Source organism: Pseudoalteromonas sp. 4NS20-0020, assembly GCF_057554385.1.
The window spans coordinates 345,241-371,516 of the sequence record NZ_BAAJMI010000002.1; the positions used below are offsets into that span (position 1 = coordinate 345,241).

Consider the following 26,276-nt stretch of genomic DNA (forward strand, 5'->3'; position numbering starts at 1 on the left):
TAGTTAGTAAAATACAGTGGCGACGTAAACTTATATCGCCATTTGCGTTACTCTGTATTTTAAACCCCAAGCTTGTATAAATCTCAGCCGTATTTATTTAATCGATAAATCGTACTTTAAAATAAGTGCATCTATGTAACGGGCACGCAATGTGTGTTGTTTTTCGTGATCAGCCCCGTGCCCTAATGCTTTATTAAGCAGTTTCATAGCGGGGTGAAGTTGCGTGCGTTCTTGTTGGTTTAAACTTCCTTTAGTGCGCAATTCAGTAATATCGTCTACCAGCAGGCGTCCTATATCCACACAGACTATTTCGTCAATTAAACCGTTTTGTGTCAGTACGCCGTATTTGCTGCATAAAAACTGTTGCCACACTTGCTGTAAATGCTCGTCTATTTCGCAGCCAAATAATTCTTCATTAAAATTAAAGCCTTGCTGAGCAAGTTTACTCAGGCTTGCTGTGTACTGCTGCTCAAAGTAATTAAAGGCATTGCTTGAGGATTCAATTTTTTGTTTTATTAGCCCTTGCCCCCAATTTACACAACCTCGCGGGTAATAATCATCGTACTCTTCACATTCATACAAACCAGAATACGAGCTGCAACTTAACTGGCTTTTTATACAATAACTTGGTTTAGGAAAAATACTTTGCTGCTGCCACGTATCTAGTTGCTCGGCGTCAATATTTAAAGCATGGCAAAGCTCATCGGTGGTATAAAAATGAGTGGCTAAGTAGTCAGATAAACGCATAAAGGCTCGCTTAAAGTTAAAAATACAAACACTGTTTAAATGTACAGTATTTGTATTTTGTATTATCAAACTAAATAACACAAGCCATTTTACGTTTATTATTAGCTTAGGCCTGCAAAAATGCGTGTAAGTATGTTACAAATAACGCAAGTTTTATAAATAATGAATTTTTATGCGCACCCTAGAACAAATTAAACAAGCAAGCTTAATTACTGCTATTAAAACCCCGTATTTAGCTAATGGTGAAATAGATTTAGTCAAGTATGATGAACTCGTCGAAATACAAATTGCAGCGGGTGTAGATGGCATTGTGGTTGGTGGTACAACCGGCGAAGGTCAGTTAATGAACTGGGAAGAGCATTTAATGCTTATTGCGCACAGTGCAAACAAGTATGGCAATCAGTTACTAATTGTTGGTAATACAGGCAGTAATAATACACGCGAGGCAATAAAAGCCACTAAATATGGCTTTGCAAGTGGAATGCATGCAGCGCTGCAAATTAATCCATATTATGGCCGTACGTCTATTGCGGGTGTAAAAGAGCACTTTAAACGCGTGCTCGATATAGGCCCTGCGTTTATTTACAACGTAGCAGGGCGCACAGGGCAAGATTTAACACCTGATATTATTGAGCCATTAGCAAAACACCCTAACTTAATTGGTGTAAAAGAATGCGGTGGTAACGAGCGAATTGCACATTACGAGCAGCAAGGTATTGCGTGCTGGTCTGGTAACGATGACGAAGCGCACGACGCACGCCATGTACACAAAGCCCACGGTGTTATATCGGTTACCTCTAATCTTATTCCTGGGTTGTTTCGCCAGCTAATGGATACTAAAAATGATGCGTTAAATAGCTCATTACAACCTTTAATGAACTGGTTGTTTTGCGAGCCAAACCCGATTGCAATAAACACGGCATTGATGATGACGGGCGCGGTAAACCCCGTATTTAGATTGCCGTATTTGCCACTGAGCGATGAGCAACAAGCACAAGGCGAGGCTTTAATAAACGAGCTTAACGTTGATGATATTGCGGGCAATAAAGCTAAGTGTATAAAACAAAGTGATATTGCTTTGCTTTCTTAGGTTATATGAGCCAGCGCTGAACAGTTAGTAAGTGCTGGCATTTATTTAATGAATATTTTACTTTTATTGCTAATGTCGGTAAAATTCTCGCCCCCTTACTTACTAAATAACGTTTATTTGTGAAATTTGTTGTTGAAGAACTCGCTACATGGATTAAGCCTGAACAGCGACAAGCCCTCTTTGAAAATTGGTATGACTCATCACCAATAACATTAAGCTGGGTAACTGCAATGCAGCGCAGAAGGATGACGCCATTTGTGAAAATGGTTTTACATAGTGCGTACCAGGTTACAAATGAAAAACCGTATGAAAATATGCCTGTTGTTTTTTCGTCACGACATGGCGATTTTCATAAAACAGCTAACTTACTAGGTGACCTCGCTGAGCAACTGCCCTTATCACCGACAGGCTTTGGCTTAAGTGTGCATAATGCTGCTATTGGGATGTACAGTATTATTAGTGGTAACACCCAACCTATGATTGCTATTGCAGCGGGTAAGGATAGCTTTGCTTGCGCTTTAATAGAAGCATACATAAAGTTAGTAGAGTTTAAGCAAACACATATATTAGTTGTTCATACTGATGAATCACTTCCTGATCCCTACACGACATTTGCTGATGAGAAACAAATAACTCATTCTATTGCGTTAGTTATGCGATTAGCTACAGAAAATGAAGCTCATTTTAGTCTAACCAAACAGGCGGCTAATAATTGTGGGCATTCAACTACTCCTTTAAGTTTAGAGTGCGCAAAAGCAATGTTTAACAAACAAAGCGCCAGTGCTAATGGTTGGTTGCTAAGCCACTATGTTTAACACAACAATAAGAGTAATAGGCCTTATTTGGCGTATTATAGCCACTGGCCTTTGTTTTAGTTTATTTGGTTTAGGTGGTCTATTTTTAGCGTTACTTATATTCCCTGTTCAACGTTTTTTTCAACGCTGTCCTGTAAAACAAAAAGAAAATGCGCGTACGGTAGTGCATTATAGTTTTAAATTTTTTGTCGGTTTAATGCACCACAGTGGCGCTATCCGTTTTCATATAAAAGATAAAGCCCATTTAGCTAATTTGAAAGGCGAGCTTGTTTTGGCTAATCACCCATCACTTATTGATGTTGTGGTACTTATATCGGTCATTAAAAATGTTGATTGCGTTGTAAAAGCACACCTTTTTACAAACCCTTTTATGCGTGGTGTGATAAAAAGTACAGGTTATATAAGCAATGAAGACCCGCAAGAACTATTAAAGGAATGCGAACAAACACTAAAAAGAGGGAATAACTTAATTGTTTTTCCTGAGGGAACACGTTCAGTACCTCATAATACGCTTAAATTTAAAAGGGGGGCTGCAAATATAGCCCTTAGATGCCATGCTCCTATAACAACCGTATTGATTAAAATGAAACCTAACACGTTAACTAAAGAGACACCTTGGTACAGAGTAGCCCCATACCAAGCGCATTTTTCTATGCAACTAGCACCACATTCTTTCAAAAGCGATATTATTTATACAAGCGACGTACCTGCAATACAGTCTCGCTTGCTTACGAAAGGCTTACAACAATACTTTACAAAAGAGCTTAGCTATATATGAGTGAATTAAAACAACAAATTAAACAATTGATTATTTCGAGCCTAGATCTTGAAGATATGACCATTGCCGATATAAAAGACGACGAGCCATTATTTGTAGACGGTTTAGGGCTAGATAGCATAGATGCGCTAGAACTCGGGCTTGCTATCAAAAAAGAATTTGACGTAAAAATTGATGCAAATTCAGAACAAACTAAAGCGCATTTTGCGAGTGTTAACTCTTTAGCGCAATTTATAGAACAATCACGTACTTAATTAACACACACTAGGAATAATAATGAAAACCGCTGCTGAAATTTATGATGTATTACACGGCATTTTAGAAAATGAATTTGAAATAGATGCTGAAGATATCTCTTTAGAAGCTAACCTGTACGAAGATTTAGACTTAGACAGTATCGACGCTGTAGATTTAGTTGTTAAGTTACGTGAAATTACAGGTAAGAAAATTGAGCCTGACGCATTTAAACAAGTTCGCACTGTGCAAGATGTTGTATCTGAAATAGAAAAGCTCGTTAAATAAGCATGTTTAAGGCATTTTTAACAGCGTTAATAATGATTTTTTTAACGTGTTACCCTTTCATTGTTTATATAGGGCTGACACGTTTCAACAGTTATTTACTCACTGTGATTTTATTAACACTGTTAATAATAAGGCTTTGGTTAAGCAAGCCTTTATTAGCTAAAATGCCATGGATAAAGCCAGCCTCATTACTTGGAATTTTAGCTATTGGCTTATCAAAAACTATCGGCAGTGATTTTGGTATTCGGCTTTATCCGGTTATTGTAAATACTGTTATGTTTTTTGTTTTTGCTTACTCGCTTTATAAGGGTCCAAGCATCATAGAAACGTTTGCGCGTATCACTGAGCCAAAGCTTGATAAGAGAGCCATTTCGTACACTAAAAATGTAACTAAAATATGGTGCGTTTTTTTTGTTTTTAACGCCAGTATAGCGTTATACACTAGTGTGTTTACAAGTCTTGATGTGTGGGCATTTTATAACGGTTTTATTGCATACATTATTATGGGTGTTTTATTTGCAGTAGAGTGGTTAGTAAGGAAAAAAGTAAAAAGGAATGCAGGTGTTTAATACTTTAGATAACGCAAGCATAAATATTCGATTTAATCATAGCGGCTCAGCGTTATCTGAGCGTCAATTTGTTAATGATATTAATCAAGTTTTGGCTAAAATTCCGCAATCGCCTACTAAAGCATCGGCAGTGCTTTTCAACAGTAGTAGCTATGATTTTGCTGTAAACCTTTTTGCATTGGCGCATAAAGGTTGGACTATAATTTTACCGCCTAATGGTCAAAGCGAAACACTCAATGCGCTTTTAGAGCAAACCCCTTACTATTTGGGCGATAGTGATTTGGTCGAGCATGCGACTACGCCATTTGAAAATATTGGTAATTTAACAACTACACCTAACTACACACCGTTCAATAAAATTGCTTGGCCGAGTGAAGGTAACCTTGTTTTTTATACTTCAGGCTCTTCAGGTCAAGCTAAGCCTATTTTTAAATCGTGGCGAGTGCTTAATAAAGAGATAAAAACGCTCAACAGTACGTTTGCTTTAAAACGTAACCCTGTATTTATTGCCAGTGTTTCGCATCAGCATATTTACGGTTTGTTATTTAGAGTGTTATGGCCGCTTAGCAATAACTACATAATTGATACAGACTTGCTTAACTACCCCGAGCATATTGCTACTAAACTTAAAACAAATACACAGGCCGTGTTTATATCCAGTCCGGCACAGCTAAAGCGGCTGCATCAAGATAACGTTTTAATAGAAGAAAAGTCACATTTACAGTGGGTTTTCTCATCCGGTGGGCCGCTTCAAAATGAAGACGCTGTCACTTTAAATAAACAGCTAAATAAACCCATTACTCAAGTATTTGGCAGCACCGAAACTGGCGGAATTGCATATCGTCAGGTTGTGTCTTTAGAGAACGTTAGTCATTGGCAGCCATTTTTAGGGATCACATTACACAGTACCTCTGAACAACGATTAGTGTTGAATTCGCCTTTAGTTGAGCAAACAAACTATTTATTAGATGACCGAGGTACATTATTTCAAAATGGCCAATTTGAATTACTAGGTCGTTTTGACCGTATTATAAAGCTTGAAGAAAAACGCTTAAGCCTTGACGAACTAGAGCTACATTTATGCAAAAGTGAGTGGGTGCAGGAAGCTAAAGTAATAACGCTAAATGGGAAACGTTTAGTATTAGGCGCTGTTATAGTGCTTACACAGAAAGGACAAGCATATTTAAACGCCAATGGAAAGTTAGCGACTAATACGCTTTTAAAAACACATACATTGAATCGTTTTGAAGGGATCTGTACGCCTAAAAAATGGCGTTTTCTAAATCAATTACCCTACAACACGCAAGCTAAAATAAATTTAAAAGTATTGGAGTCTCTTTTTGTCAAAGCTGATTAACACAAAGCCTGAACTTGTTAACTGTGTATCGTCAACACAGGGTCATTGCCTAACGCTTTTTATACCGCCAAGTTTAGATTATTTTAAAGGTCACTTTAGTCAAGGCCCTATTTTAGCAGGTGTAGTGCAGCTCGATTGGGCCGTAGATGCCGTGCGAAAATACTTTAATGTTAAACGTGAAGTAAAAGATATTGAAGTGCTTAAGTTTCAGGTTGTTATTACCCCTGGCCTAACAATTAAATTAACTGTAGAAGAAAAACCGAGCGGTAAGTATGGCTTTTCGTATCAATCAGATAAAGGCCAACACGCCTCTGGGCGCATAGTGTTTAAAAGTGATACAGATGAATAATTTTTGTATTGTTATACCTAATTTTAATCATGTAAGTGTTATTGATGAAGTACTTGCAGCGTTAACTGAGTATACGCTGCCGATAATAATGGTTGATGATGCCAGTAGTGTGCAGGCTAAATCTCTTTTTGCTACTCTTGAGAAAAAATATGCCCACCTCACTCTTATATCGCATGAGCAAAACGAAGGCAAAGGCGGTGCGGTACAAACAGGATTGCGCTGCGCGTATGAGCAAGGTTATAGCCATGCGATACAAGTAGATGCAGATGGTCAGCATAATTTATCAGATATCAAAAAGTTGATTGAACTTTCAAATACACACCCACAGGCATTAGTTAGTTGTTGCCCAGTGTATGATGAATCGGTTCCTAAACATCGTTACTTAGCACGTTATTTAACCCATGTGTGGGTATGGATAGAAACGCTCAGCTTTAAAATTGTTGACTCAATGTGTGGTTTTAGAGTGTACCCCTTAAATGTGACTAATAAGCTTATGAGTGAGGTTAAGCTCGGTAAGCGTATGGACTTTGATCCAGAAATACTAGTTAGGTTATATTGGCGCAACGTTCCATTTGTTTTTTTACCAAGCCAGGTTGTTTACCCAGAAAATGGCTTGTCACACTTTCAGCCACTTCAAGATAATGTGCGCATTTCGTGGTTACATACGCGTTTATTTTTTGGCATGCTGCTTCGTTCACCTGTTTTACTGTGGCATAAATATAAGAGACGTTATGGCCGTTAAACATTGGTCTAAAATGCAAGAGCGAGGTAACTTTTTAGGTATACAAATATTACTATTTGCCCATAAAATACTTGGTCGTAAAGGGCTGTGGGTTATTTTGTTCCCGGTTGTTTGCTATTTGTTTATTACCGGTAAAGTTGCACGCGCGGCTTCTAAGCAGTTTTTAGCTCAAGTTAATAATTACAATAATGTTGAGCGTAAAGTAACTTTTAAACAACAGCTTTTGCATTTTTGTAGTTTTGCCGATAGCGCCCTTGATAAAATTGATGGTTGGCTCGGTCGAATTTCAAAAAAGGATATCCAATATACTAATGAACAGCTGTTTATTGATTTAAATGAGCAACAGCAAGGGGCCATTTTTATTGGCTCTCACTTGGGTAACCTTGAGGTATGTAGAGCACTGAGCCAGCATCGTAGCAGTAAAAAAATTAATGTGCTTGTATTTACTCATCACTCTGTTGAATTTAATAAAATGCTTAAAAAAATTAATCCCGTGGTGTCGGTTAACTTAATTCAAGTGAGCGATATGGGGCCTGATCTAGCCATTCTATTAAAAGATAAAGTAGAGCAGGGTGAAATAGTCGTTATTGTTGGTGATAGAACAAGCACTACAACGGGTGAGCGATCAACACGTGTTGAGTTTTTAGGTAAGCCTGCATCTTTTTCTCAAGGGCCTTTTATATTAGCTGCATTATTAGATTGCCCCGTTTATTTTTTATTTTGCTTAAAAGATAAAAAAACAAAAAAGTATCATGTGATTTTTGAACATTATAGCCAAACATTAAAAATACCCCGCTCACAAAGGCAAGGTCTATTAACCACTGTAATTACAGATTTTTCTGCACGTTTAGGCTTTTATGCCGCGCGGTATCCTTTTCAGTGGTTTAATTTTTATGATTTCTGGCAAAACGATCAGCAAGTAGAACGCAGCAATGCAAAGGAGAAGTAGAGTGTCAGCTCAGGAAGTACAGCTTTTTGGAAACCAACAACTTTCTATTGAAAATATTGTTAATATTGCACATCAAAATACTCAGGTGCAATTAAGTGGCTGCGAGCAATTTAGCGCAAAAATTGATAGCGCGCTTAGCTTTTTAGACTCTCTACTCAAAGAAGATGGTGTGATTTATGGAGTAACTACAGGCTATGGTGACTCAGTTACGGTTCCTGTGCCACTTAACTTAGTTGATGAGCTGCCATTACATTTAACACGCTTTCATGGTTGTGGACTAGGTGATGTGTTTAATAAAGTACAAGGGCGTGCAATTTTAGCTACGCGCTTAGCATCACTTTCACAAGGCTATTCTGGCGTAAGCTGGGAAATGCTTAATCTTCTCAAAGACTATTTAAACCTTGATATAGTACCTGTTATTCCTCAAGAAGGTTCGGTAGGCGCTAGCGGTGATTTAACCCCACTGTCGTATGTAGCAGGTGCTATGGTTGGTGAACGTGATGTTTTTTACAAAGATAAAATACTTAACAGCGCACAGGTAATGCTAGCGGCTGGTTTAAAGCCTTTAACGCTTCGCCCAAAAGAGGGGCTTGCAGTTATGAATGGTACAGCTGTGATGACCGCACTGGCTTGTTTAGCGTTTGATAGAGCCAATTATTTAGCAAAACTTGCAAGTAGGATTACAGCATTGTCTAGCCTTGCTCTTAAAGGTAATAGTCATCATTTTGATGAAATTTTATTCTCTGTTAAGCCTCATCCTGGGCAACAACAAGTTGCTAAATGGATACGAGATGATTTAAACCATCATGACCATCCTCGTAACGCTGATAGACTGCAAGATAGGTACTCTATTCGCTGTGCACCGCATGTTATTGGTGTATTGCAAGATAGTTTGCCATTTTTCAGGCAGATGATAGAAAACGAGCTTAATTCTGCAAACGATAACCCCATTATTGATGGCGAGGGTGAACATGTACTTCATGGTGGCCATTTTTATGGCGGCCACATTGCAATGGCAATGGATAGTATGAAAACGGCGATTGCAAATCTGGCAGATTTAGCCGACAGGCAAATCGCTTCATTGGTCGATACTAAATTTAATAATGGATTACCATCAAATTTATCAGACAGTGAGGCTGAACGTCGTTACATAAATCATGGCTTTAAAGCCGTGCAAATAGGCGCCAGTGCCTATACTGCTGAAGCGCTTAAGTTAACGATGCCTGCAAGTGTATTTTCTCGCTCTACTGAGTGCCATAATCAAGATAAAGTAAGTATGGGGACTATTGCCTCACGTGATTGTTTGCGTATTTTACAGCTTACAGAGCAGGTTATTGCAAGTACGTTACTAGCAAGTATTCAAGGGGTGAGGCTGCGTATTAAACAAGGCGAACTTGAATTTTCAAGTTTAACTGCAGATATGCAAGCGATGTATACTGACATAACTCATTATTTCGAAAACCTAACTGAAGATAGGCCAATGGAAGCGGTGCTTAGACAAACCATTAGTTATATTCAGGAAAAACGTTGGGCTTTATATGAATAGTAGAGGCGCTTTGCTAACTCATGAAGTGGAAATTGAAATTCCATTTCATGACTGCGATCCGATGAATGTTGTATGGCATGGTAATTACCCTCGCTACTTAGAGGTGGCTCGCTGTGAGTTACTGCGATTATTTGATTACGACTATCCTCAAATGATGGAGTCGGGTTATGCGTGGCCAATAGTGGATATGCAAATTAAGTACGTGGCATCCGCCATATTTACCCAAAAAATTAAAGTGACCGCGCATTTAAAAGAGTTCGAAAACCGATTAAAAATTGATTATGTAATTACAGATGCCATAACGAATAAGCGTATTACTAAAGCGACTACCACTCAAGTTGCTGTTGAGATATCGACTAAAGAAATGCAGTTTGCCTCACCAGCGGTGATAGTTGATAAGCTTGCAAAAATACTTAGCTAATATTGGATGATGCTATGAATTATTTAAAAAATTGTGTGTTAGTTAGTGCTCTTTATTTTGTTTTTTTTAGTGCCAGTTTATTAGCTGCTACGACAGTTTCGGGTGAATTTAAGCAATTAAAGCATTTTGCCGGCTTCTCTAAACCATTCATCTCTAAAGGGGAGTTTACACTTGAGGGGGAAAAGCTGCTTTGGTATGTAAAAACACCAGTGCAAAGCACATTACTAATCGAGAATGGCCAAGTATTTGTTAAAAATAAAGAGGGTGAGCTTACTCCTCAGCCTGGCAGCGAGCAGTTTGTAGGCTTATTAACTGACTTACTCGCATTAGATATGAAAGCCTTATATGCGCGTTTTGATGTAACAAACCAAACAGACTGTTTATTATTAAAGCCAAAAGATACGCTATTAAAACAGCTGTTTAGCCATTTTATTCTTTGTGAATATAACCAGCGTGTACAAAGTATAACTTTAAATGAGCACTCGGGTAGCAACACAGTAATAGAGTTTTCTTATGCAAATACACCTAATAATTAATAAGTGTAAGTAACCTTCGGAAGAGTGATGTGATTAAACGTATTAGTGTACTTATTACATGGTTTGGTTTTTTAGCTGTTTTACTTTGTGCTGCTTTGTATATTACTAAGCCTGTATTAAATGCTGACATGTTTAGTTTATTACCAAAATCACATTCTCAATTGGCGTACGGCGAAGAGGTCTTTTTTAAAAAAAATGCAAACCGTATTATGTTTTCATTTACTGGTGATAGTAAAAACTTAGCACATGACGAGCTTAAATCATGGCTGTTAAAACGTGATATAAAAAATAGCTTTGAACTGCCAAGCATTGAGCAGTTATCTTCAGTGTTCTCTGCGTATCAACATGCGCTGCTCAGCGACAATTATAAAAATAGTATGGTTGATAAAGCACAGTTTGAGTCATTTTACCTTACTCAATTAAATCAATTAGGAAACCCTTTTGTAAGTGCCACACTAAAAGCCGATATTAGTTTAAGTCTTGCTGCATTTATAGGCGATAATTTAAAACAAAGTCAGTTATTCTCTTTAAGAAATGAGCGGTTAACGCGCCGTTTAAACCATAAGGATTATGCTGTTATATTGGCTACCATTCCTAATAATAGCCTTCCAATTGATGAGTCTATTAAGCTTGCGAGCAGCATTAAAAATAAGCTTGAAAGTTTAAATATTACTTACCCACGGACCACTATTCGCTATTCAGGTGCTCTTTTTCATACAGCTGAAAACGCTCAGCAAGCTAAGTATGAAATGAGCTTATTTGGTGGCCTTAGTGTAATCGCATTACTTTTAATGGTGTTCTGGGTATTTAGGCAAGTCAGTAGCATTTTACTTGCAAGCTTAACCGTACTTAGTGCACTGGCTGGTGGTGCTACGGCCATGGTATTTGTGTTTAATTCGATTCATTTATTAACACTGGTTTTTGCTGTAACCCTAATTGGTATAGCTATTGATTATGCATTTCATGCGATGACTGATTTAGCGTATGGCAACAGTTTTTACCAAAGTAGTGGGTTAAGCAAAGGCACAAAAACAGCTTTGCTTTTATCTTTTATTACAACAGGCCTAGGCTATAGCTGTCTATTAGGTGCGCCAATTTCACTTTTATCGCAAGTAGCAGTGTTTGTAATTGCTGGGCTTGCGAGCGCTTGGTTATTCACATTAATTATATTACCTATCTGGCAATCTAAGCTTGTGCTCTCTGAGCGAAGTTTGATTAAAAGTCAGCAGTTATTAGGTTTAATGGTGCGCTTTAACAGTTATAAGCAATCGGTTTTACTCGTATTGGGGCTGGTGTTAATGTTTTTGTTTTATCTTAAACCCATTTCATTTAACAACGATGTACGTTTACTAAATGCAAGCCCACAGCAACTAATACTTAATGAGCAAAAGCATTTAACTTTAATGGGGCAATTAGATAGTCACATTGTGTTTTTATTTGCATCAAATGCTGAACAACTACTGCAAAAGCAAGAACGAATAATAGGTGATTTAAAGCGTATTAACCCGCATCTTAAACACAATGCTATTAAGCGTTGGTTCCCTAGTAAGCGCACGCAAGAAAATAATTTAGCGCTCTTTAATGGGGCTGTTAAAAACGATGTGTTAATTATTACTGAAAAATATACAGGGATAAAAGTTGAGTCAGCTAACACAGAACTTTTGAGTTACGACGCTTTAGCAAATAGTCATTTTTCAGTACTTTTAAATGCACAGATGTTTGTTGAGCCTAATAAAGCTGTTACTTGGTTTTCTGTATCGGGAGTATCCACGCAAGCGCTAACTTCTAACGTTAATGCTTATGAAGATGCGTTTATATATAACAAGCCTAAGCAAATCAGTAGCCTACTTGAAAACTACAGCCAGTATTTATTGCTTACATTGGGCGTGGCCATTGTTATTTGCTTTGTTTTATTTAGCTATAAATTTGGCCTTCGGATTGGCACTGTGCAGGTGATAACATTAAGTGTCAGCCTGTTGACTATGCTTTGGGTATGTAATGCAGCGCAAGGAAGTATCTCAATTTTTAATCTGCTAGGTGGCTTACTCATTATTGGCCTAGCCATAGATTATTTAGTGTTTTACCAAATTAACAACTTAACGGCGGTAAATGTATTGGCCATTAGCTTGTCGGCCGCCTCTTCGATGTGTGTGTTTGGTATGCTCGCCTTTTCAAATACCCCTGCCATTTTTAGTTTTGGCCTTACTGTTATGGTAGGGATTTTAGCCGTATATATTTTATCTCCATTAAGTGTATTAAAGTCTCAAAAGGAATAATAATTTGAACAACCTTGAGCAGTATGATGTTGTGGTTATAGGAGCAGGGCCTTCAGGTGCACTTGTAAGTAGCTTATTAGTACAAAAAGGCTGGAAAGTGCTGGTGCTAGAGCAACAATTATTTCCTCGATTTTCAATTGGCGAAAGCTTATTACCTCAATGTATGGAATATTTAGCTGATGCTGGGCTAGTTAAAACAATACATGAACATGCAGATGAGCTTGGCTTTCAATTTAAAGATGGTGCTGCGTTTCATCGTAATGGCCAAAATACAGCTATAAATTTTACTGAAAAATTTAGCCCAGGCCCGGGTACTACTTTTCAAGTTAAACGGGCTGATTTTGATAAGCTGATTGCTGATAGAGCGCAGCATCAAGGCGTTGAAATTCGCTATCAGCATAGTGTTATTGGTTTTACTGATGAAGCTGCTAGTGCGACGCTGCAAGTGCAAAATAATAAAAAACAAACGTATGAAGTAAGGGCTAAGTTTGTACTTGATGCGAGCGGTTTCGGCCGAGTTTTACCAAAACTTTTAAATTTAGAAAAACCTTCTACTTTTCCTGTGCGTAGTGCTTATTTTAGTCACTTTAATGATGGCATTACTGACGAGCTGTTTGATAGAAATAAAATTTTAATAACCGTTCACCCTAAATTTAATGATGTTTGGTATTGGCTCATCCCCTTTAGTGATGGCACGTCCAGTATTGGGGTTGTGGCAAAGCAATCGCGCTTTAATGAGAGTAGCGAAGCTGACACCTTAAAACAGTTTATAGAACAAGACCCTTACTTAAAAAAACTTTTAGCTAATCGCGTGCCTATAACACAGGCGCGTAGCGTTAGTGGTTACTCTGCTAATGTATGTACGCTACATGGAAAGCATTTTGCTTTACTAGGCAATGCGGGTGAATTTTTAGATCCAGTGTTTTCATCTGGGGTGACTATTGCTTTAAAGTCTGCACACTTAATTGCCCCCCTTATTGATGATTATTTAAATGGAGAAGTGATTGATTTTGATGAATGTTACGCCAAGCCATTGCAGGCAGGAGTTGATTGTTTTAAAACCTTTGTTAAAGGTTGGTACGATACCCGATTTCAAGACGTTATTTTTTATTCAGAACAAAACTCGCAGGTTCGTGAAATGATCAGTGCTATTTTAGCGGGTTACGCATGGGATAAAAATAATCCATTTGTTGCTCAAAGTGAGCGTCGTTTAAATGTATTAGCGCAGCTATGTCAAAATTAATCCCAGTTATTGAGGCTCATATCAGACACTTTTTAAGAGGTACTTTTATAGCTTTAGTGTGTGGTTGCATAACAGCATGTAGTAGCACATATAAAAGCAGTGAGCGTGTTGATATTTCTGCAGCCACTACACTTGATATTTCGCATGTGCCTGTGCAAATGTTTGATCAAAATTGGCAGCATGTTTTATATATTCAAAACAATGAGAAAGAGCATACTTTATTAGCACAATTAGAAATAAACAAGCAGGGTACTATCAACTTATTATTAATGACTACACAAGGCTTACCTATTTTAAAGCTTGAAAAACTAAATAATGAGCCACCTAATATTACTAAAATGATAGTAGGTGTCGATTTAGACCCTGCTTATATATTGGCAGATATTGCTTTAGTGCATTGGCCTTTATTATTTCTTAATGAAAAAATATCTGGAGCGGTTATGGAGCAGATAGCCACAAAAAGGCGTGTATTAAAAGATAACCGCTCGATTATTACAATAAATTATACCGATAATAAAATAGTACTAAATAATACTGAGCGACATTATCAAATTACATTTGAGAAGGTAAACTAGTGACTTTTTGGTTAAATGATTTAGGCATTGTAAGTGCAATGGGCAAAGGTATTGAAGATACAATTTTTAGCCTAAATAACTTACAACATAATGAAGCACCACGGCTTTTAAAGACAAAAGAATTAAGCACAGAGGATCTGCCATTTTATGTTGGGCATGTAGACTGCGTTCCTCTAAATCAAAAGCGCCGTATTAATACGTTAATTGATATAGCGCTTGAGCAAATACTCCCAACACTTAACAGTTTTTCACATATTGATAAATCACGAATTGCTGTTGTGGTAGGTACAAGTACATCAGGGGTGCATGATGGCGAACAGGCTCGAGCTGATCACGACAGTAAAGGTGTGTGGCCAAGTGACTTTTTATATGCTGATCAAGAACTTGCCACTCCTTCGCATTACATAGCCCAAAAAGTAGGGGCGTTAGGTCCCTGTTATAGTATTTCAACGGCATGTACCTCAAGTGCTAAAGCTCTTATTAGCGCAAAAGCCTTAATAACCGCTGACTTAGCAGACGTTGTAATTTGTGGTGGCGTTGATAGCCTTTGCAAACTTACCATTAATGGATTTAATGCCTTGGCATCAATGAGCACAGGAATGTGTAAGCCTTTTTGCGATGAGAGAGATGGTATTAATATAGGTGAGGGTGCTGCGTTATTTGTTATGAGTAAAGAAGCACCGTTAGAAAATGGCGTTATGTTTTTAGGTGGTGGTGAAAGCTCTGATGCTCATCACATTTCGGCGCCAGACCCTAGCGGTAATGGTGCAAAATCGGCAATGAAGGCTGCTCTGGCCGATGCTGATTTATTACCTAGTGATATTGACTATATAAATGCACACGGTACAGCAACAATTAAAAATGACGAAATGGAAGCCCTTGCAATTAATAGCGTGTTTGGCAACAATACGTCGCTGAGTTCCAGTAAGTACTTAACTGGACATACTTTAGGTGCAGCTGGTGCAATTGAAGCAGGTATCTGTTGGCTGTTGCTCAGAGGCAGAGGGAATATTACTTTGCCTTTTAATAAATGCTCACAAAGAAATAAGCTGGCTGATGTTAACGTTATTGAGCAAGCTAGTACGGTTAAATTAAATTACTGCTTATCTAACTCATTTGCGTTCGGTGGTAATAATGCGAGTTTGATTTTAGGTATACATAATGAATAATTATTCTATAGAGCAAGTTGTACCCCATGATGCTCCTATGATTTTAATAGAACAGTTAGTTGAATACAGCGATGAAACTTCAACCTGCTCAGTGACTATTACACCTCAAAGCCCTTTTTATAATGAGCAAATTGAGGGAGTGCCAAGTTATATAGGTATTGAATATATGGCCCAGTCTATAGCTGCTTATGCTGGAGCATTAGCTAATGATATTAATGAAGCGGTTAGAATAGGCTTTTTGATCGGCACGCGAAAATATAAAACCCATGAGGCCAGATTTTCTAAAAACAGTAAATTAACTATTTATGTTCACAAGCTTTACCAGGACGAATCTGGTTTGAGTGTGTTTGAATGCCAAATAAGCGAAAATAAAAAAATACTGTGTGATGCAAAAATAAATGTATTTCAGCCAGAAGATCCGCTGGAGTTTATAAGAGAAAACCAATGAATAAAAGAATTTTAGTAACCGGCTCTAGCCGGGGGATAGGTAAGGCTATTGCACTTAAACTTGCAGCTCAAGGCTATGACATTACTGTTCATTGCAGAAATGGTTTAGAGCAAGCTCAGCAAACATGTGCAGAAATACAGGCACTTGGACAAAGTACTACACTACTACAATTTGACGTATGTGATAGAGCTGCGGCGAAGCAACAAATTGAGCAAGATATTACAAACAATGGTGCTTACTATGGGGTGGTGTGTAATGCGGGCATTACTAACGATATGGCTTTTCCGGCAATGCAGGGTGATGATTGGGATAGCGTAATTAGAACTGGGTTAGATGGCTTTTATAATGTTGTGCACCCAACGGTTATGCCTATGGTACAAACTCGTAAAGGTGGGCGCATTATCACTATGGCTTCAGTGTCGGGTATTGCAGGGAACAGAGGACAGGTAAATTACAGCGCAGCGAAAGCGGGTATTATTGGTGCTACCAAAGCCCTATCGCTGGAACTAGCAAAGCGAAAAATTACTGTAAATTGTGTAGCGCCTGGTTTGATTGAAACAGCAATGACGGATGAGCTTCCGGTTACTGAAATGATGAAAATGATTCCCCTTAAGCGAATGGGAACAGTGAACGAAGTGGCAGGTACGGTCGCATTTTTAATGTCTGATGATGCAGCCTACATTACTCGCCAAGTTATTTCGGTTAACGGTGGGATGGTTTAATGAAACGTGTTGTTGTTACAGGGATGTCGGTTATAACCGCATTAGGCGATGATTGGAATGAATTTAAAAGCGCATTGATCAAAGGTGAAAATGCAGTTGTAACAATGAGTGAATGGGATAAAGCTGATGGGCTTAATACGCGCTTAGCTGCACCTGTCACTCATTTTGAAAAACCTAACCATTATAAACGTAAGCAAATACGCTCAATGGGTAGAGTTGCACTTATGTCCACTAGTGCAACTGAGCGTGCGCTTGAGCAAGCTGATTTACTTGAACATAAAAGTCTTACAGATGGCTCTACCGGTGTAGCATATGGCTCATCCACCGGTTCAACACCGCCGCTTCTCGCATTTGCGAATATGTTGGAAAGTGGCTCAATGTCTGGGGTCACAGCTACAAGTTATATTCAAATGATGGCACATACAGCGCCAGTAAATGTAGGCGTGTTTTTTGGCTTAAAAGGACGAGTGATCACTACAAGCTCGGCATGCACGTCTGGCTCGCAAGGTATTGGTTACGCCTATGAGGCAATTAAGTTTGGTCGTCAAAAAGTAATGGTAGCAGGGGGGGCAGAAGAGCTTTGTATTACCGAAGCAGCTGTATTTGATACGCTGTATGCAACAAGTATTAAAAATGAGACCCCTAAAAATACGCCTCGCCCATTCGATAAAAACCGTGATGGTTTAGTTATAGGAGAAGGTGCCGGTACTTTAATACTTGAAGAGTATGAGCATGCTAAAGCTCGAGGGGCTAATATATTGGCTGAGGTTGTCGGTTTTGGCTGTAACTCTGATGGACAACATGTTACTCAACCATCTTCAGATACCATGCAAATAGCCATTGAAATGGCATTGCAAGATGCCAATTTATCACCTGATAAAGTAGGTTATGTCAATGCGCATGGTACCTCAACCGATAGAGGCGATATTGCTGAGTCTCATGCCACTTTTAATGCACTAGGTGTTAAGCCTATTAGCTCTTTAAAAAGCTATTTAGGGCATACTTTAGGAGCGTGTGGTGCAATAGAAGCATGGGCTACTATTAATATGATGAGCGATAATTGGTTTGCACCTACAATAAATTTAACCGACATAGATAATGATTGCGCTGAGCTTGATTATATTAAGATGCAAGGGCGAGAAATTAACACCGATTATGTCATGAGTAATAACTTTGCATTTGGTGGAATTAATACATCTCTTATTTTTAAACGGTATGAGCAAGATTAATCAAGTTTATAAACACTAATCACTAACTGTTGACGCGTTTTTGCTGTATAATTTGCGACCCTTGATAATGTGGCCGTAGGTTATACAGCATGAATTTTAAATCTTTTAGTTTCGCACCTGAAATCATCCAGGCATTAGACGAACTCAACTATCACACTCTTACGCCCATTCAACGCGCAGCAATTCCAGCTGTTCGTAAAGGTAAAGACGTTTTAGCCAGTGCACAAACTGGTACCGGTAAAACTGCCGCGTTTGCTTTACCTGTTATCCAAAAATTAATTGAGTCAGACTTAAGCACAACCAATGCACCTACTGCTTTGGTTTTAGCGCCTACACGTGAATTAGCAGAGCAAATAGCCAATAACTGTAAAGAATATGCAAAGCATACCTCACTAAAAGTAGTGAGTTTATTTGGTGGAGTGAATACCGCAGGCCAAGAAAACGCATTAAAAGCAGGCGTTGATATCGTAGTCGCAACTCCGGGTCGTTTACTCGATCACATTCGCCTAGGTAACTTAAGCTTGGCCAATGTAAAACACCTAGTACTTGATGAAGCCGACCGTATGCTTGATATGGGCTTTATCACAGATATGCAAACTGTGATTAAAAGCTGTGCTGATGACCGTCAAATTTTATTATTTTCGGCTACATTCCCTGCAGCTATTAAACAATTTGCTTCTAAGGTACTTAAGCAACCTGAAATTGTGCGTGTTGACCAAACTAACAGTACCGCATCTACTGTACAGCACGTTGTATACCCAGTGGAAGAGCGCCGCAAACAAGAACTTCTTTCTGAGCTGATTGGTAAAAAGAACTGGCAGCAAGTACTTGTGTTTGTAAATATGAAAGACACAGCGGATGAGCTAGTTAAAGAATTAAATCTCGATGGCATTCCTGCAACCGTTTGCCATGGCGATAAGTCACAAGGTAACCGACGCCGTGCTTTACGTGAATTTAAAGAAGGTAAGGTACGCGTGCTAGTGGCCACTGAAGTTGCTGCGCGTGGTATTGATATTGATGGATTACCGCGTGTAATTAATATTGACTTACCATGGCTTGCTGAAGATTACGTTCACCGTATTGGCCGAACAGGCCGTGCTGGTAATCAAGGCCAAGCAATATCGTTTGTAAGCCGTGAAGAAGAAAATACATTATTTGAAATCGAAGCATTAATTGGTCAAAAAATTAAGCGTGTTTACCTTGAAGGCTATGAAGTGAGTAACCGCGAAGTGCTTATTGATAAAATAGGTAAAAAGCCGGCTCACTTACGCCGTACTCGTTCTAATAAGTTATCAGGGCAAGCAACGGGCGAAGCTCGCGCGGTAAACCGTTCGCGTATATCTAATGTGCGTAAAAGCTTAAAAGGTGCAAAGTTGTCACTTAAAAAATAACAACTCATATAAGAATTAATAAAACCTGAGTTTTTACTCAGGTTTTTTTATGGTGGAAATAAAGGCTTCGTCGATTATTTGAGCATGTGTGTAAGCTGCCTGTGGCTGGTTTTTATTTGCAATAATAGATAACCCAACAGGTAGTCCACTAACTTGACCAGCAGGAAGAGTAATATGAGTTGTGCCGGCAATTGCTGATAAAGAACTACTACTGCCTTGAAAGTTATCACCATTTACTAAGTCTGTTTTCCATGCAGGTGATGTTGTTGGGGCAATGACAACATCCACATTATTATTTTTGTATAAATTAGTAATTGCAGCTGTGGCCAGTGTGCGGTAACGGTGTTTAGTTTTTTGGTATTTGTCTGTTTGTGTTAAGTCGACAGCACTGGCTTGTATTAAAATATCTTGCCCAAAGTGGGGCATTTCTGCTGCTTTGTTTTGTTTATTAAAATCAATCAATGCACTTAAACTTTTTATCTTTACTTGGTCAGGAGTATTTGCTAAGTACTGGTTTATTTCTTTATTAAAATCATAAAGTAATATGTAATACTCATCGAAAAAAAGCGTAGCTAGATCATCAGATATATCAATATTGACTACTGTATGACCTGCCTTTTTGAGCGCTGAGAGCTGTTTTTTGTATAAACGCTGAGTCTCCACTGTAAACTTTTCACTGGGCAACGCACCAATAACTAATGATGACTTTGTAATTTTAGGCAGTGTTTGCAATTCAAAACTCTGCGTTGAAGTATCAAGCGGATCGCGTCCTTGTAACACAGATAATACTAGGCGGGCATCTTTTAATGAGTGTGCCATTGGACCAACACTGTCTTGGCTACTAGAAAGTGGCACTACACCAGAGCGCGATACCTGGCCCATGCTTGGTTTTATAGCATAAACGCCATTTACAGAAGCGGGGCAGGTGATAGAACCATCGGTTTCTGTTCCAAGGGCAACAGGGGCAAAGTTAAGTGCGATGGCAACCGCTGACCCTGAGCTCGAACCACAGGGATTACGAGTCGTATCATGAGCATTGTGTGTTTGCCCGCCAACTGCACTCCATCCAGACGATGAGTAAGACGATCTAAAATTTGCCCACTCACTTAAATTGGTTTTGCCTAAAATAATAGCGCCCGCATTTCTTAACTGCTTAACAACAAATGCATCGTTATTAGTTATATTATTTTTAAGAGCTAAAGAGCCAGCTGTTGTTGGTAATGATCCAGTGGTTTCTATGTTATCTTTTAAAAGTACGGGTATTCCATGAAGAGGTCCAGCCCACAGCCCTTGAGCACTAAGTTCATCAATTTTTTTTGCTTGCGTAACAGCTGTAGGTTCAATATTTATGACGGCATTAAATTGAGGGTTAAGCTGATTAATTCGTTTAATATAGCCTTGAGTAAGTTGTTGAGCGGTAATTGTATTATTTTTATACGCTGAGTGGATCTCATCTATTGTTTTTAGCTCGAGTGCTGAAGTGTTAAAAGCAACAATCCAGGTTAATAATCCCAATAATTTTTTTATCATAAAAAAGTACACAAATAATTGTTTGGTTACTTTTAACACAAAAAAGCCCCATAATGTGAGGCTTTACGATAATTAACTAAATAGCGCGTTTAAGCGTTTTCAAGCATTGAAAGCGCAACAGCTTCGGCTGCTTTAATGCCATCAATACCCGCTGATAATATACCGCCAGCGTAGCCTGCGCCTTCACCTGCAGGGTAGAGTCCTTTGGTGTTAATGCTCTGAAAGCTTCTATCACGTTTTATACTAATGGGTGATGACGTGCGCGTTTCAACACCCGTTAGTAATCCATCATTAGTAGAAAACCCACGTATTTGCTTATTAAAAGCAGGAATAGCCTCACGTAATGCTTCAATAGCAAACGCAGGCAATACGTTACCTAAGTCAGTTAACTTAATTCCTGGTGTGTAAGAGGGTTTAACATCGCCTAAATCAGCAGAAGATTTGCCTTTTAAAAAGTCGCCGATAAGCTGGGCTGGTGCATCATAGTTTTCGCCGCCTAGCTTGTAAGCTTGCTCCTCTAATTTGCGCTGCAACTCAATACCCGCTAAAGGATGGCCTGGGAAATCTTTTTCAGGTGAAATACCCACAACAATAGCACTATTTGCATTGCGCTCACTGCGTGAATATTGGCTCATACCATTGGTAACAACTCGGCCTTCTTCAGATGTTGCCGCAACGACAGTGCCACCAGGGCACATGCAAAAGCTATATACAGTGCGTCCGTTATTACAATGATGCACGAGCTTGTAGTCGGCAGAGCCTAAAATTGGGTTGCCAGCATTTGGTCCAAAGCGACACTCGTCAATCATTGATTGCTTGTGTTCTATTCTAAAGCCAACTGAAAAGGGCTTGGCTTCTACATAAATGCCTTTTTCGTGAATCATTTTAAAGGTATCGCGTGCGCTGTGCCCAACGGCAAGAACAACGTGACGTGTTTCAAGGTGTTCACCGTTAGAAAGGGTTAAGCCTGTTACTTGACCGTCATCTAAGTGAATATCATCTACACGGGTACTAAAGCGAATTTCACCACCTAACTCTATAATACGAGCGCGCATTTTTTCAATCATTGTCACAAGTTTAAACGTACCAATGTGAGGCTTACTTACATACAAAATTTCTTCAGGTGCGCCTGCTTCAACAAATTCGGTAATAACTTTACGACCATAATGCTTAGGGTCTTTTACTTGGCTATATAATTTGCCATCTGAGAATGTACCCGCGCCGCCTTCACCAAACTGCACATTTGATTCGGTGTTTAGTGCTTTTTTACGCCAAAAGCCAAAGGTGTCTTTGGTACGCTCTCGTACTTCTTTACCACGTTCAACAATAATTGGATTAAACCCCATTTGTGCAAGTACTAAGCCTGCAAATAAACCACAGGGGCCAAAACCTATAACAACGGGGCGCTCTGTGATGTTTTTATTTGCTTGAGCTACAAATTTATAGGATGTGTCGGGCGCTGTTTTAACATGTTGATCTTTTGCAAATGTGGCTAAAAGCTCAGTTTCGTTATCAACTTCTATATCAAGGGTGTAAATGAGTAATATGGCTGTTTTTTTGCGCGCGTCGTAGCCACGTTTAAATACGTTATAACTGTGTAATTGTTCTGGTTGTATTTTTAGTTTGTTGATAATGGCTTGGCCAATAGCATTTTCATCATGATCAAGTGGCAATTTTATTTCAGTTAAACGTATCATTAATATCTCTATTTGGTGTCTTAGCGGTTGTATATCCGCTCACAATAAGAAAGTGTAGGGCACGAATTGGCTTTACATTAAGGGCGCATATACTACGTTAAATTGGCTAATTATGGCAGTTATTTATTGTATTTTTGAGGTGAAAGGGTATGATCGCGAACTATTAAATTAGCTTTATGGTTCAAAAAATTTATGGCGTTTGTAGTTACTGAAAATTGCATAAAATGTAAGTACACCGATTGCGTATCAGTGTGTCCTGCAGATGCATTTTTTGAAGGCCCTAATTTTTTAGCAATTAGCCCAATTGATTGTATTGATTGTGGGTTATGTGTACCGGAATGCCCAGCTGAAGCAATTTATCAAGAAGATGAGCTACCCGACTCTCAAAAAGAGTTCACGGAACTTAATGCAGAGCTTGCCTTAATTTGGCCACGCATTACCCAAGTCAAATCTGCCCCAGATGATGCTGACACATGGAATGGAGTTGAGAATAAGCTAAAGCTACTCGACACCTAACAGTGCAATTAAAATAATCCTTTATTATTAATTATTTAATATTTAGCGAAATTTTGTTTGCAAGGTATTAACAAATGTAGCTGCTTAAATTACACTCCGGCTTAGAAATTACTCATATTGGGTAAAGTTGTTCTAAATGGATGTTTATGCAGTACTTTATAACTATAAAAAAACCACTCACGCTTTTACTTTTATCCTTTTTTCTCCTATTTAATAGCTTCTGTGTATTTGCAGAAAAAGAGCAGGTATCGCTAGCACGAATCAATCAAAATATCAGTGTTGATGGCGTACTTGATGAAGCGCATTGGAAAAAAGCGACCTATGTTCCTTTACTCGTTCAAGATGAGCCTAATGAAAGAGGCACGCCTCCGGTAAAAACCGATGCCTACATGTACGAAGATGGCACAAATTTGTATGTTGGTTTTATTGCTTACGATCCGGAGCCAGATCAAATACGTGCTTCACTTCGTGACCGAGATACCCTTTGGCAAGACGACACTGCCATACTCGTAATAGATACCTTTAATGATGAGCGCTCAGGCTATGAGTTTTTTGTTAACCCGTTAGGTGCACAAGGCGATTTACGCATGAGCGATACCGATGGTTGGCAGTCTGATCCGTCGTGGAATGCAATTTGGGATAGTGCCGGAAAAATTACCGATGAAGGTTATGTAGTTGAAATGCGTATTCCTTTTAAGGCATTGCGTTTTCCAGAAGATAAAAAAGACTTAACGTGGGGTTTTTTGTTAATGAGGAACTACCCACGGGACGTGCTCTATCAAATATCTAACATGGGGTTCGACCGCGATGTCAAATGTAGCCTTTGCCAGTTCGATAAGTTAACGGGCTTAAGTGAAATTGAATCAAGTAAAAATGTACAACTTACCCCAACGCTTACAGCGCTACGTCACGATGATAAAGCGCAACTTCCCGGTGACTGGGAGAACGGTAACATAGATACTGAAGCCGGTTTAGATTTTCGCTGGGGAATAACAAAAGACGCGGTATTAAATGCGACTATTAATCCTGATTTTTCGCAGGTAGAGACTGATTCTCTAGAGCTTGATGTGAATACAACCTACTCAATCTATTATGCAGAAAAAAGACCTTTCTTTTTAGATGGTGCCTCATATTTTAAAAGTAGCTTATTTGAGCTTTTATACACCCGAACCATTGCAGAGCCAACTTTAGGCGCTAAGTTAACCGGTAAAACGGATGGGCATAGCTATGCACTTATGTTAGCTGATGATGAAAACAGTAATATTCTACTACCTTCAAATCAAGGCTCTGGTTTTGCTTCATTAAATGAAAAAACACAGGCAGCAGTCGGTCGTTATCAATATGACTTAGGTGATCAAGGAACGTTGGGTGTTTCAAGTACACACCGACAAAGCGATAATTATCGTAATACGGTACTATCAGTTGATGGCAGTTATTGGTTTAATCAGTCAGATACATTGCTTTATCAAGTTTCGTCAGCTGACACACGAAATTCTGACTTTTTGGTTGATAACTATGGACTATCCAAAACGCAATCTGATCAGGCATACGCAATTGAGTTAACGCGTGACAAGCGAGACTATAAACTTTACACATTTTATGAAAATATTGGTGAGGATTATCGCACCGATTTAGGATACCAAGCAAAAGTTGATTATGAAAAAGTGCTAATTGGTGGCGGTCAAACGTGGTATCGAGATGAGTTAGATTTAATTACGTCATGGTCTTATGAAGCTGATTGGGATAAAACCTGGTCGCAAAGTGGTGACTTGCTTGAGGAAGAATACGAAGGCTTTTTAAGTTTTAAGGGGCAAAAGCAGTCTTTATTTAATATTGGTTTTATCCATCGTAAAGAAAGTTATTACGATGAATTTTACAATCAGAATATAGGTTATCTTTACACTTCGCTTAATCCGACAAAAGACTTGAACTTATCGTTTTACTTAGAATATGCAAGCCGTATTGACTATACAAATTTAGAGCTTGGCGATGTAATTAATACACAAACGCAAGCAGTTTGGGATATAAACGATCATTGGCAAGTGGATATAAGACACAGTTATAGTAAGTTAGATAACCCACGAGATGACCGCGTTTACACAGCTAATTTAGTCGACTTTAGACTGCATTATAAATTTAATATGCGATCAATGTTAAAGCTGATTTTACAGGTTGAAGATATAGACAGAAATAAAGACGCCTACTACTACCAAGTTAGCCACATTAATAAAGACTATGGCAGCCAATTAGTTTACTCGTACAAAATTAATGCTCAAACATTATTTTATTTAGGCTACTCAGATAAAAGCTATCAAGACGATTCCCTAAAACACGTTGAAAGAGATCAACGCACATTTTTTACAAAAGTTAGCTATGCATGGCAACTTTAAATAACCATTAAAAGGATGAATATGAAAACAATAAAAATAACTATCGCAGCTGCAATGGTAGCAACCCTAGCGGGTTGTGCTGCTAAGCAAGATATAACTCGCTTTGACACTGTGAAACCAGAAGTAGTATGTATAGCTGAACATAAGGCAGTTAAAGAAGGCGTTGTCACAGCAATGGAAGAAGGGTTTGCAAAACATAACGTCAAAACACGTGTAATTGCTGCTAACTATGTATTGAAACATCAGGAGTATCAAACTGAATTACCTAATGCTGACATCGCAGGGTGTAATGCCGTTGCTTATTACGTGGCTAACTGGCATTGGGATTTAGCGTTGTACATGTCATACGCAAATATTTGGGTTACAGACGCTCAAACCAATAAAAAAATTGCGCAAGCATCTTATCGCACCGGCGGTGGTTTGGATAAGTTTATAGACGCGAAAGAAAAAATTATCGAACTAATCGATGGTATGTACTAAATACTTGTAATATTAGTTTATTCAAACATTTTAAGCTTAAGGTTTATTTTTATTCATCACACTCTATAATTAGCTAATTATTAAGCATTAATTTATTCTTTTTGAGTACAGTTCTAAAAATTTTAATGAATAAGGGCTGTGCTATGGCTTGCTTAGTACTAAAAATAGACGATATAATCGTCCTTTAGT

The 26,276-nt window shown here is 38.6% G+C and carries 27 protein-coding genes; 24 read left to right on the forward strand and 3 right to left on the reverse strand.

Annotated features, from left to right (window positions below; all coding sequences use genetic code 11):
* Positions 1-93: 93 nt before the first annotated feature.
* Positions 94-747 carry a DUF6058 family natural product biosynthesis protein gene (locus AC27JL_RS05515; protein WP_487195043.1) on the reverse strand — a complete coding sequence of 218 codons (654 nt, stop codon included), beginning with the start codon at positions 745-747 and terminating at the stop codon, positions 94-96.
* Between the two features lie 172 nt (positions 748-919).
* Here AC27JL_RS05515 and dapA point away from each other — a divergent pair, with 172 nt between their 5' ends.
* The 21 genes from dapA (at position 920) to AC27JL_RS05620 (ending at position 19,474) form a co-directional block, all read left to right on the forward strand.
* On the forward strand, positions 920-1,837 hold the full coding sequence (gene dapA, locus AC27JL_RS05520) for a 4-hydroxy-tetrahydrodipicolinate synthase (RefSeq protein WP_487195044.1): 918 nt from the start codon (positions 920-922) through the stop codon (positions 1,835-1,837).
* A 119-nt stretch (positions 1,838-1,956) separates the two neighbouring features.
* A complete protein-coding gene (locus AC27JL_RS05525) occupies positions 1,957-2,652 on the forward strand; it encodes a beta-ketoacyl synthase chain length factor (RefSeq protein ID WP_487195045.1) in 696 nt (231 codons plus the stop codon).
* Complete coding sequence (locus AC27JL_RS05530) at positions 2,645-3,430, forward strand: lysophospholipid acyltransferase family protein (protein ID WP_487195046.1); 786 nt, start codon at positions 2,645-2,647, stop codon at positions 3,428-3,430. The genes AC27JL_RS05525 and AC27JL_RS05530 overlap by 8 nt, the downstream gene beginning before the upstream one ends.
* The gene (locus AC27JL_RS05535) at positions 3,427-3,684 is read left to right on the forward strand and encodes a phosphopantetheine-binding protein (protein WP_277055052.1); all 258 of its coding nucleotides are present in this window, start codon (positions 3,427-3,429) and stop codon (positions 3,682-3,684) included. The genes AC27JL_RS05530 and AC27JL_RS05535 overlap by 4 nt, the downstream gene beginning before the upstream one ends.
* A gap of 22 nt (positions 3,685-3,706) precedes the next feature.
* On the forward strand, positions 3,707-3,952 hold the full coding sequence (locus tag AC27JL_RS05540) for an acyl carrier protein (protein WP_004586477.1): 246 nt from the start codon (positions 3,707-3,709) through the stop codon (positions 3,950-3,952).
* 32 nt (positions 3,953-3,984) lie between these two features.
* Positions 3,985-4,521 (forward strand): COG4648 family protein, encoded by a 537-nt coding sequence (locus AC27JL_RS05545; protein WP_254844967.1) that lies wholly within the window; start codon positions 3,985-3,987, stop codon positions 4,519-4,521.
* On the forward strand, positions 4,508-5,878 hold the full coding sequence (locus tag AC27JL_RS05550; RefSeq protein WP_475604451.1) for an AMP-binding protein: 1,371 nt from the start codon (positions 4,508-4,510) through the stop codon (positions 5,876-5,878). Before AC27JL_RS05545 ends, AC27JL_RS05550 begins: the two co-directional genes overlap by 14 nt.
* A complete protein-coding gene (locus AC27JL_RS05555; RefSeq protein ID WP_039037441.1) occupies positions 5,862-6,227 on the forward strand; it encodes an ApeI family dehydratase in 366 nt (121 codons plus the stop codon). Before AC27JL_RS05550 ends, AC27JL_RS05555 begins: the two co-directional genes overlap by 17 nt.
* Positions 6,220-6,969, forward strand: coding sequence for a glycosyltransferase family 2 protein (locus AC27JL_RS05560; protein ID WP_475604452.1), 750 nt, complete (start codon positions 6,220-6,222; stop codon positions 6,967-6,969). The genes AC27JL_RS05555 and AC27JL_RS05560 overlap by 8 nt, the downstream gene beginning before the upstream one ends.
* On the forward strand, positions 6,959-7,918 hold the full coding sequence (locus tag AC27JL_RS05565) for a lysophospholipid acyltransferase family protein (RefSeq protein ID WP_277055049.1): 960 nt from the start codon (positions 6,959-6,961) through the stop codon (positions 7,916-7,918). The genes AC27JL_RS05560 and AC27JL_RS05565 overlap by 11 nt, the downstream gene beginning before the upstream one ends.
* On the forward strand, positions 7,902-9,464 hold the full coding sequence (locus tag AC27JL_RS05570) for an HAL/PAL/TAL family ammonia-lyase (RefSeq protein ID WP_475604454.1): 1,563 nt from the start codon (positions 7,902-7,904) through the stop codon (positions 9,462-9,464). Before AC27JL_RS05565 ends, AC27JL_RS05570 begins: the two co-directional genes overlap by 17 nt.
* A complete protein-coding gene (locus tag AC27JL_RS05575) occupies positions 9,457-9,885 on the forward strand; it encodes an acyl-CoA thioesterase (protein WP_039037437.1) in 429 nt (142 codons plus the stop codon). Before AC27JL_RS05570 ends, AC27JL_RS05575 begins: the two co-directional genes overlap by 8 nt.
* A gap of 14 nt (positions 9,886-9,899) precedes the next feature.
* Positions 9,900-10,421: an outer membrane lipoprotein carrier protein LolA gene (locus tag AC27JL_RS05580; RefSeq protein WP_277055047.1), complete on the forward strand. Its 522-nt coding sequence runs from the start codon at positions 9,900-9,902 to the stop codon at positions 10,419-10,421.
* Between the two features lie 29 nt (positions 10,422-10,450).
* Positions 10,451-12,697, forward strand: coding sequence for an MMPL family transporter (locus tag AC27JL_RS05585; protein ID WP_487195047.1), 2,247 nt, complete (start codon positions 10,451-10,453; stop codon positions 12,695-12,697).
* 4 nt (positions 12,698-12,701) lie between these two features.
* The gene (locus AC27JL_RS05590) at positions 12,702-13,940 is read left to right on the forward strand and encodes an NAD(P)/FAD-dependent oxidoreductase (protein WP_277055045.1); all 1,239 of its coding nucleotides are present in this window, start codon (positions 12,702-12,704) and stop codon (positions 13,938-13,940) included.
* Positions 13,928-14,515 (forward strand): DUF3261 domain-containing protein, encoded by a 588-nt coding sequence (locus AC27JL_RS05595; protein ID WP_277055044.1) that lies wholly within the window; start codon positions 13,928-13,930, stop codon positions 14,513-14,515. Before AC27JL_RS05590 ends, AC27JL_RS05595 begins: the two co-directional genes overlap by 13 nt.
* Positions 14,515-15,684, forward strand: a complete 1,170-nt coding sequence (locus AC27JL_RS05600; RefSeq protein WP_277055043.1) for a beta-ketoacyl-ACP synthase — start codon at positions 14,515-14,517, stop codon at positions 15,682-15,684. Before AC27JL_RS05595 ends, AC27JL_RS05600 begins: the two co-directional genes overlap by 1 nt.
* Positions 15,677-16,132 carry a hotdog family protein gene (locus AC27JL_RS05605; protein WP_277055042.1) on the forward strand — a complete coding sequence of 152 codons (456 nt, stop codon included), beginning with the start codon at positions 15,677-15,679 and terminating at the stop codon, positions 16,130-16,132. The genes AC27JL_RS05600 and AC27JL_RS05605 overlap by 8 nt, the downstream gene beginning before the upstream one ends.
* Complete coding sequence (gene fabG, locus AC27JL_RS05610) at positions 16,129-16,854, forward strand: 3-oxoacyl-ACP reductase FabG (protein ID WP_076919770.1); 726 nt, start codon at positions 16,129-16,131, stop codon at positions 16,852-16,854. Before AC27JL_RS05605 ends, fabG begins: the two co-directional genes overlap by 4 nt.
* Entirely contained in the window at positions 16,854-18,083 is a 1,230-nt protein-coding gene (locus AC27JL_RS05615) for a beta-ketoacyl-ACP synthase (protein WP_277055041.1), read from the forward strand. Before fabG ends, AC27JL_RS05615 begins: the two co-directional genes overlap by 1 nt.
* An 89-nt stretch (positions 18,084-18,172) precedes the next feature.
* Positions 18,173-19,474 (forward strand): DEAD/DEAH box helicase, encoded by a 1,302-nt coding sequence (locus tag AC27JL_RS05620; RefSeq protein ID WP_006791752.1) that lies wholly within the window; start codon positions 18,173-18,175, stop codon positions 19,472-19,474.
* Positions 19,475-19,507: 33 nt separating this feature from the next.
* On the opposite strand, the gene AC27JL_RS05625 is transcribed toward AC27JL_RS05620, so the two are convergent.
* Complete coding sequence (locus tag AC27JL_RS05625) at positions 19,508-21,004, reverse strand: amidase family protein (RefSeq protein ID WP_487195048.1); 1,497 nt, start codon at positions 21,002-21,004, stop codon at positions 19,508-19,510.
* 89 nt (positions 21,005-21,093) lie between these two features.
* Positions 21,094-22,701 carry an NAD(P)/FAD-dependent oxidoreductase gene (locus tag AC27JL_RS05630; protein ID WP_008127910.1) on the reverse strand — a complete coding sequence of 536 codons (1,608 nt, stop codon included), beginning with the start codon at positions 22,699-22,701 and terminating at the stop codon, positions 21,094-21,096.
* A gap of 192 nt (positions 22,702-22,893) precedes the next feature.
* Here AC27JL_RS05630 and fdxA point away from each other — a divergent pair, with 192 nt between their 5' ends.
* From fdxA to AC27JL_RS05645, 3 genes are all read left to right on the forward strand, one after another.
* A complete protein-coding gene (gene fdxA, locus AC27JL_RS05635; RefSeq protein ID WP_006791755.1) occupies positions 22,894-23,217 on the forward strand; it encodes a ferredoxin FdxA in 324 nt (107 codons plus the stop codon).
* Between the two features lie 146 nt (positions 23,218-23,363).
* Positions 23,364-25,607: a carbohydrate binding family 9 domain-containing protein gene (locus tag AC27JL_RS05640; RefSeq protein WP_487195049.1), complete on the forward strand. Its 2,244-nt coding sequence runs from the start codon at positions 23,364-23,366 to the stop codon at positions 25,605-25,607.
* Between the two features lie 21 nt (positions 25,608-25,628).
* Positions 25,629-26,087, forward strand: coding sequence for an Sbal_3080 family lipoprotein (locus tag AC27JL_RS05645; RefSeq protein WP_004586456.1), 459 nt, complete (start codon positions 25,629-25,631; stop codon positions 26,085-26,087).
* Positions 26,088-26,276 lie beyond the last annotated feature (189 nt).

What these genes read in the sequence shown, in the direction of transcription:
- AC27JL_RS05515 (WP_487195043.1), bottom strand. Translation starts at nt 747, where the DNA reads ATGCGTTTATCTGACTACTTAGCCACTCATTTTTATACCACCGATGAG.
- dapA (WP_487195044.1), top strand. Translation starts at nt 920, where the DNA reads ATGCGCACCCTAGAACAAATTAAACAAGCAAGCTTAATTACTGCTATT.
- AC27JL_RS05530 (WP_487195046.1), top strand. Translation starts at nt 2,645, where the DNA reads ATGTTTAACACAACAATAAGAGTAATAGGCCTTATTTGGCGTATTATA.
- AC27JL_RS05535 (WP_277055052.1), top strand. Translation starts at nt 3,427, where the DNA reads ATGAGTGAATTAAAACAACAAATTAAACAATTGATTATTTCGAGCCTA.
- AC27JL_RS05540 (WP_004586477.1), top strand. Translation starts at nt 3,707, where the DNA reads ATGAAAACCGCTGCTGAAATTTATGATGTATTACACGGCATTTTAGAA.
- AC27JL_RS05545 (WP_254844967.1), top strand. Translation starts at nt 3,985, where the DNA reads ATGATTTTTTTAACGTGTTACCCTTTCATTGTTTATATAGGGCTGACA.
- AC27JL_RS05550 (WP_475604451.1), top strand. Translation starts at nt 4,508, where the DNA reads ATGCAGGTGTTTAATACTTTAGATAACGCAAGCATAAATATTCGATTT.
- AC27JL_RS05560 (WP_475604452.1), top strand. Translation starts at nt 6,220, where the DNA reads ATGAATAATTTTTGTATTGTTATACCTAATTTTAATCATGTAAGTGTT.
- AC27JL_RS05565 (WP_277055049.1), top strand. Translation starts at nt 6,959, where the DNA reads ATGGCCGTTAAACATTGGTCTAAAATGCAAGAGCGAGGTAACTTTTTA.
- AC27JL_RS05570 (WP_475604454.1), top strand. Translation starts at nt 7,902, where the DNA reads ATGCAAAGGAGAAGTAGAGTGTCAGCTCAGGAAGTACAGCTTTTTGGA.
- AC27JL_RS05575 (WP_039037437.1), top strand. Translation starts at nt 9,457, where the DNA reads ATGAATAGTAGAGGCGCTTTGCTAACTCATGAAGTGGAAATTGAAATT.
- AC27JL_RS05580 (WP_277055047.1), top strand. Translation starts at nt 9,900, where the DNA reads ATGAATTATTTAAAAAATTGTGTGTTAGTTAGTGCTCTTTATTTTGTT.
- AC27JL_RS05595 (WP_277055044.1), top strand. Translation starts at nt 13,928, where the DNA reads ATGTCAAAATTAATCCCAGTTATTGAGGCTCATATCAGACACTTTTTA.
- AC27JL_RS05605 (WP_277055042.1), top strand. Translation starts at nt 15,677, where the DNA reads ATGAATAATTATTCTATAGAGCAAGTTGTACCCCATGATGCTCCTATG.
- fabG (WP_076919770.1), top strand. Translation starts at nt 16,129, where the DNA reads ATGAATAAAAGAATTTTAGTAACCGGCTCTAGCCGGGGGATAGGTAAG.
- AC27JL_RS05615 (WP_277055041.1), top strand. Translation starts at nt 16,854, where the DNA reads ATGAAACGTGTTGTTGTTACAGGGATGTCGGTTATAACCGCATTAGGC.
- AC27JL_RS05620 (WP_006791752.1), top strand. Translation starts at nt 18,173, where the DNA reads ATGAATTTTAAATCTTTTAGTTTCGCACCTGAAATCATCCAGGCATTA.
- AC27JL_RS05625 (WP_487195048.1), bottom strand. Translation starts at nt 21,004, where the DNA reads ATGATAAAAAAATTATTGGGATTATTAACCTGGATTGTTGCTTTTAAC.
- AC27JL_RS05630 (WP_008127910.1), bottom strand. Translation starts at nt 22,701, where the DNA reads ATGATACGTTTAACTGAAATAAAATTGCCACTTGATCATGATGAAAAT.
- fdxA (WP_006791755.1), top strand. Translation starts at nt 22,894, where the DNA reads ATGGCGTTTGTAGTTACTGAAAATTGCATAAAATGTAAGTACACCGAT.
- AC27JL_RS05640 (WP_487195049.1), top strand. Translation starts at nt 23,364, where the DNA reads ATGCAGTACTTTATAACTATAAAAAAACCACTCACGCTTTTACTTTTA.
- AC27JL_RS05645 (WP_004586456.1), top strand. Translation starts at nt 25,629, where the DNA reads ATGAAAACAATAAAAATAACTATCGCAGCTGCAATGGTAGCAACCCTA.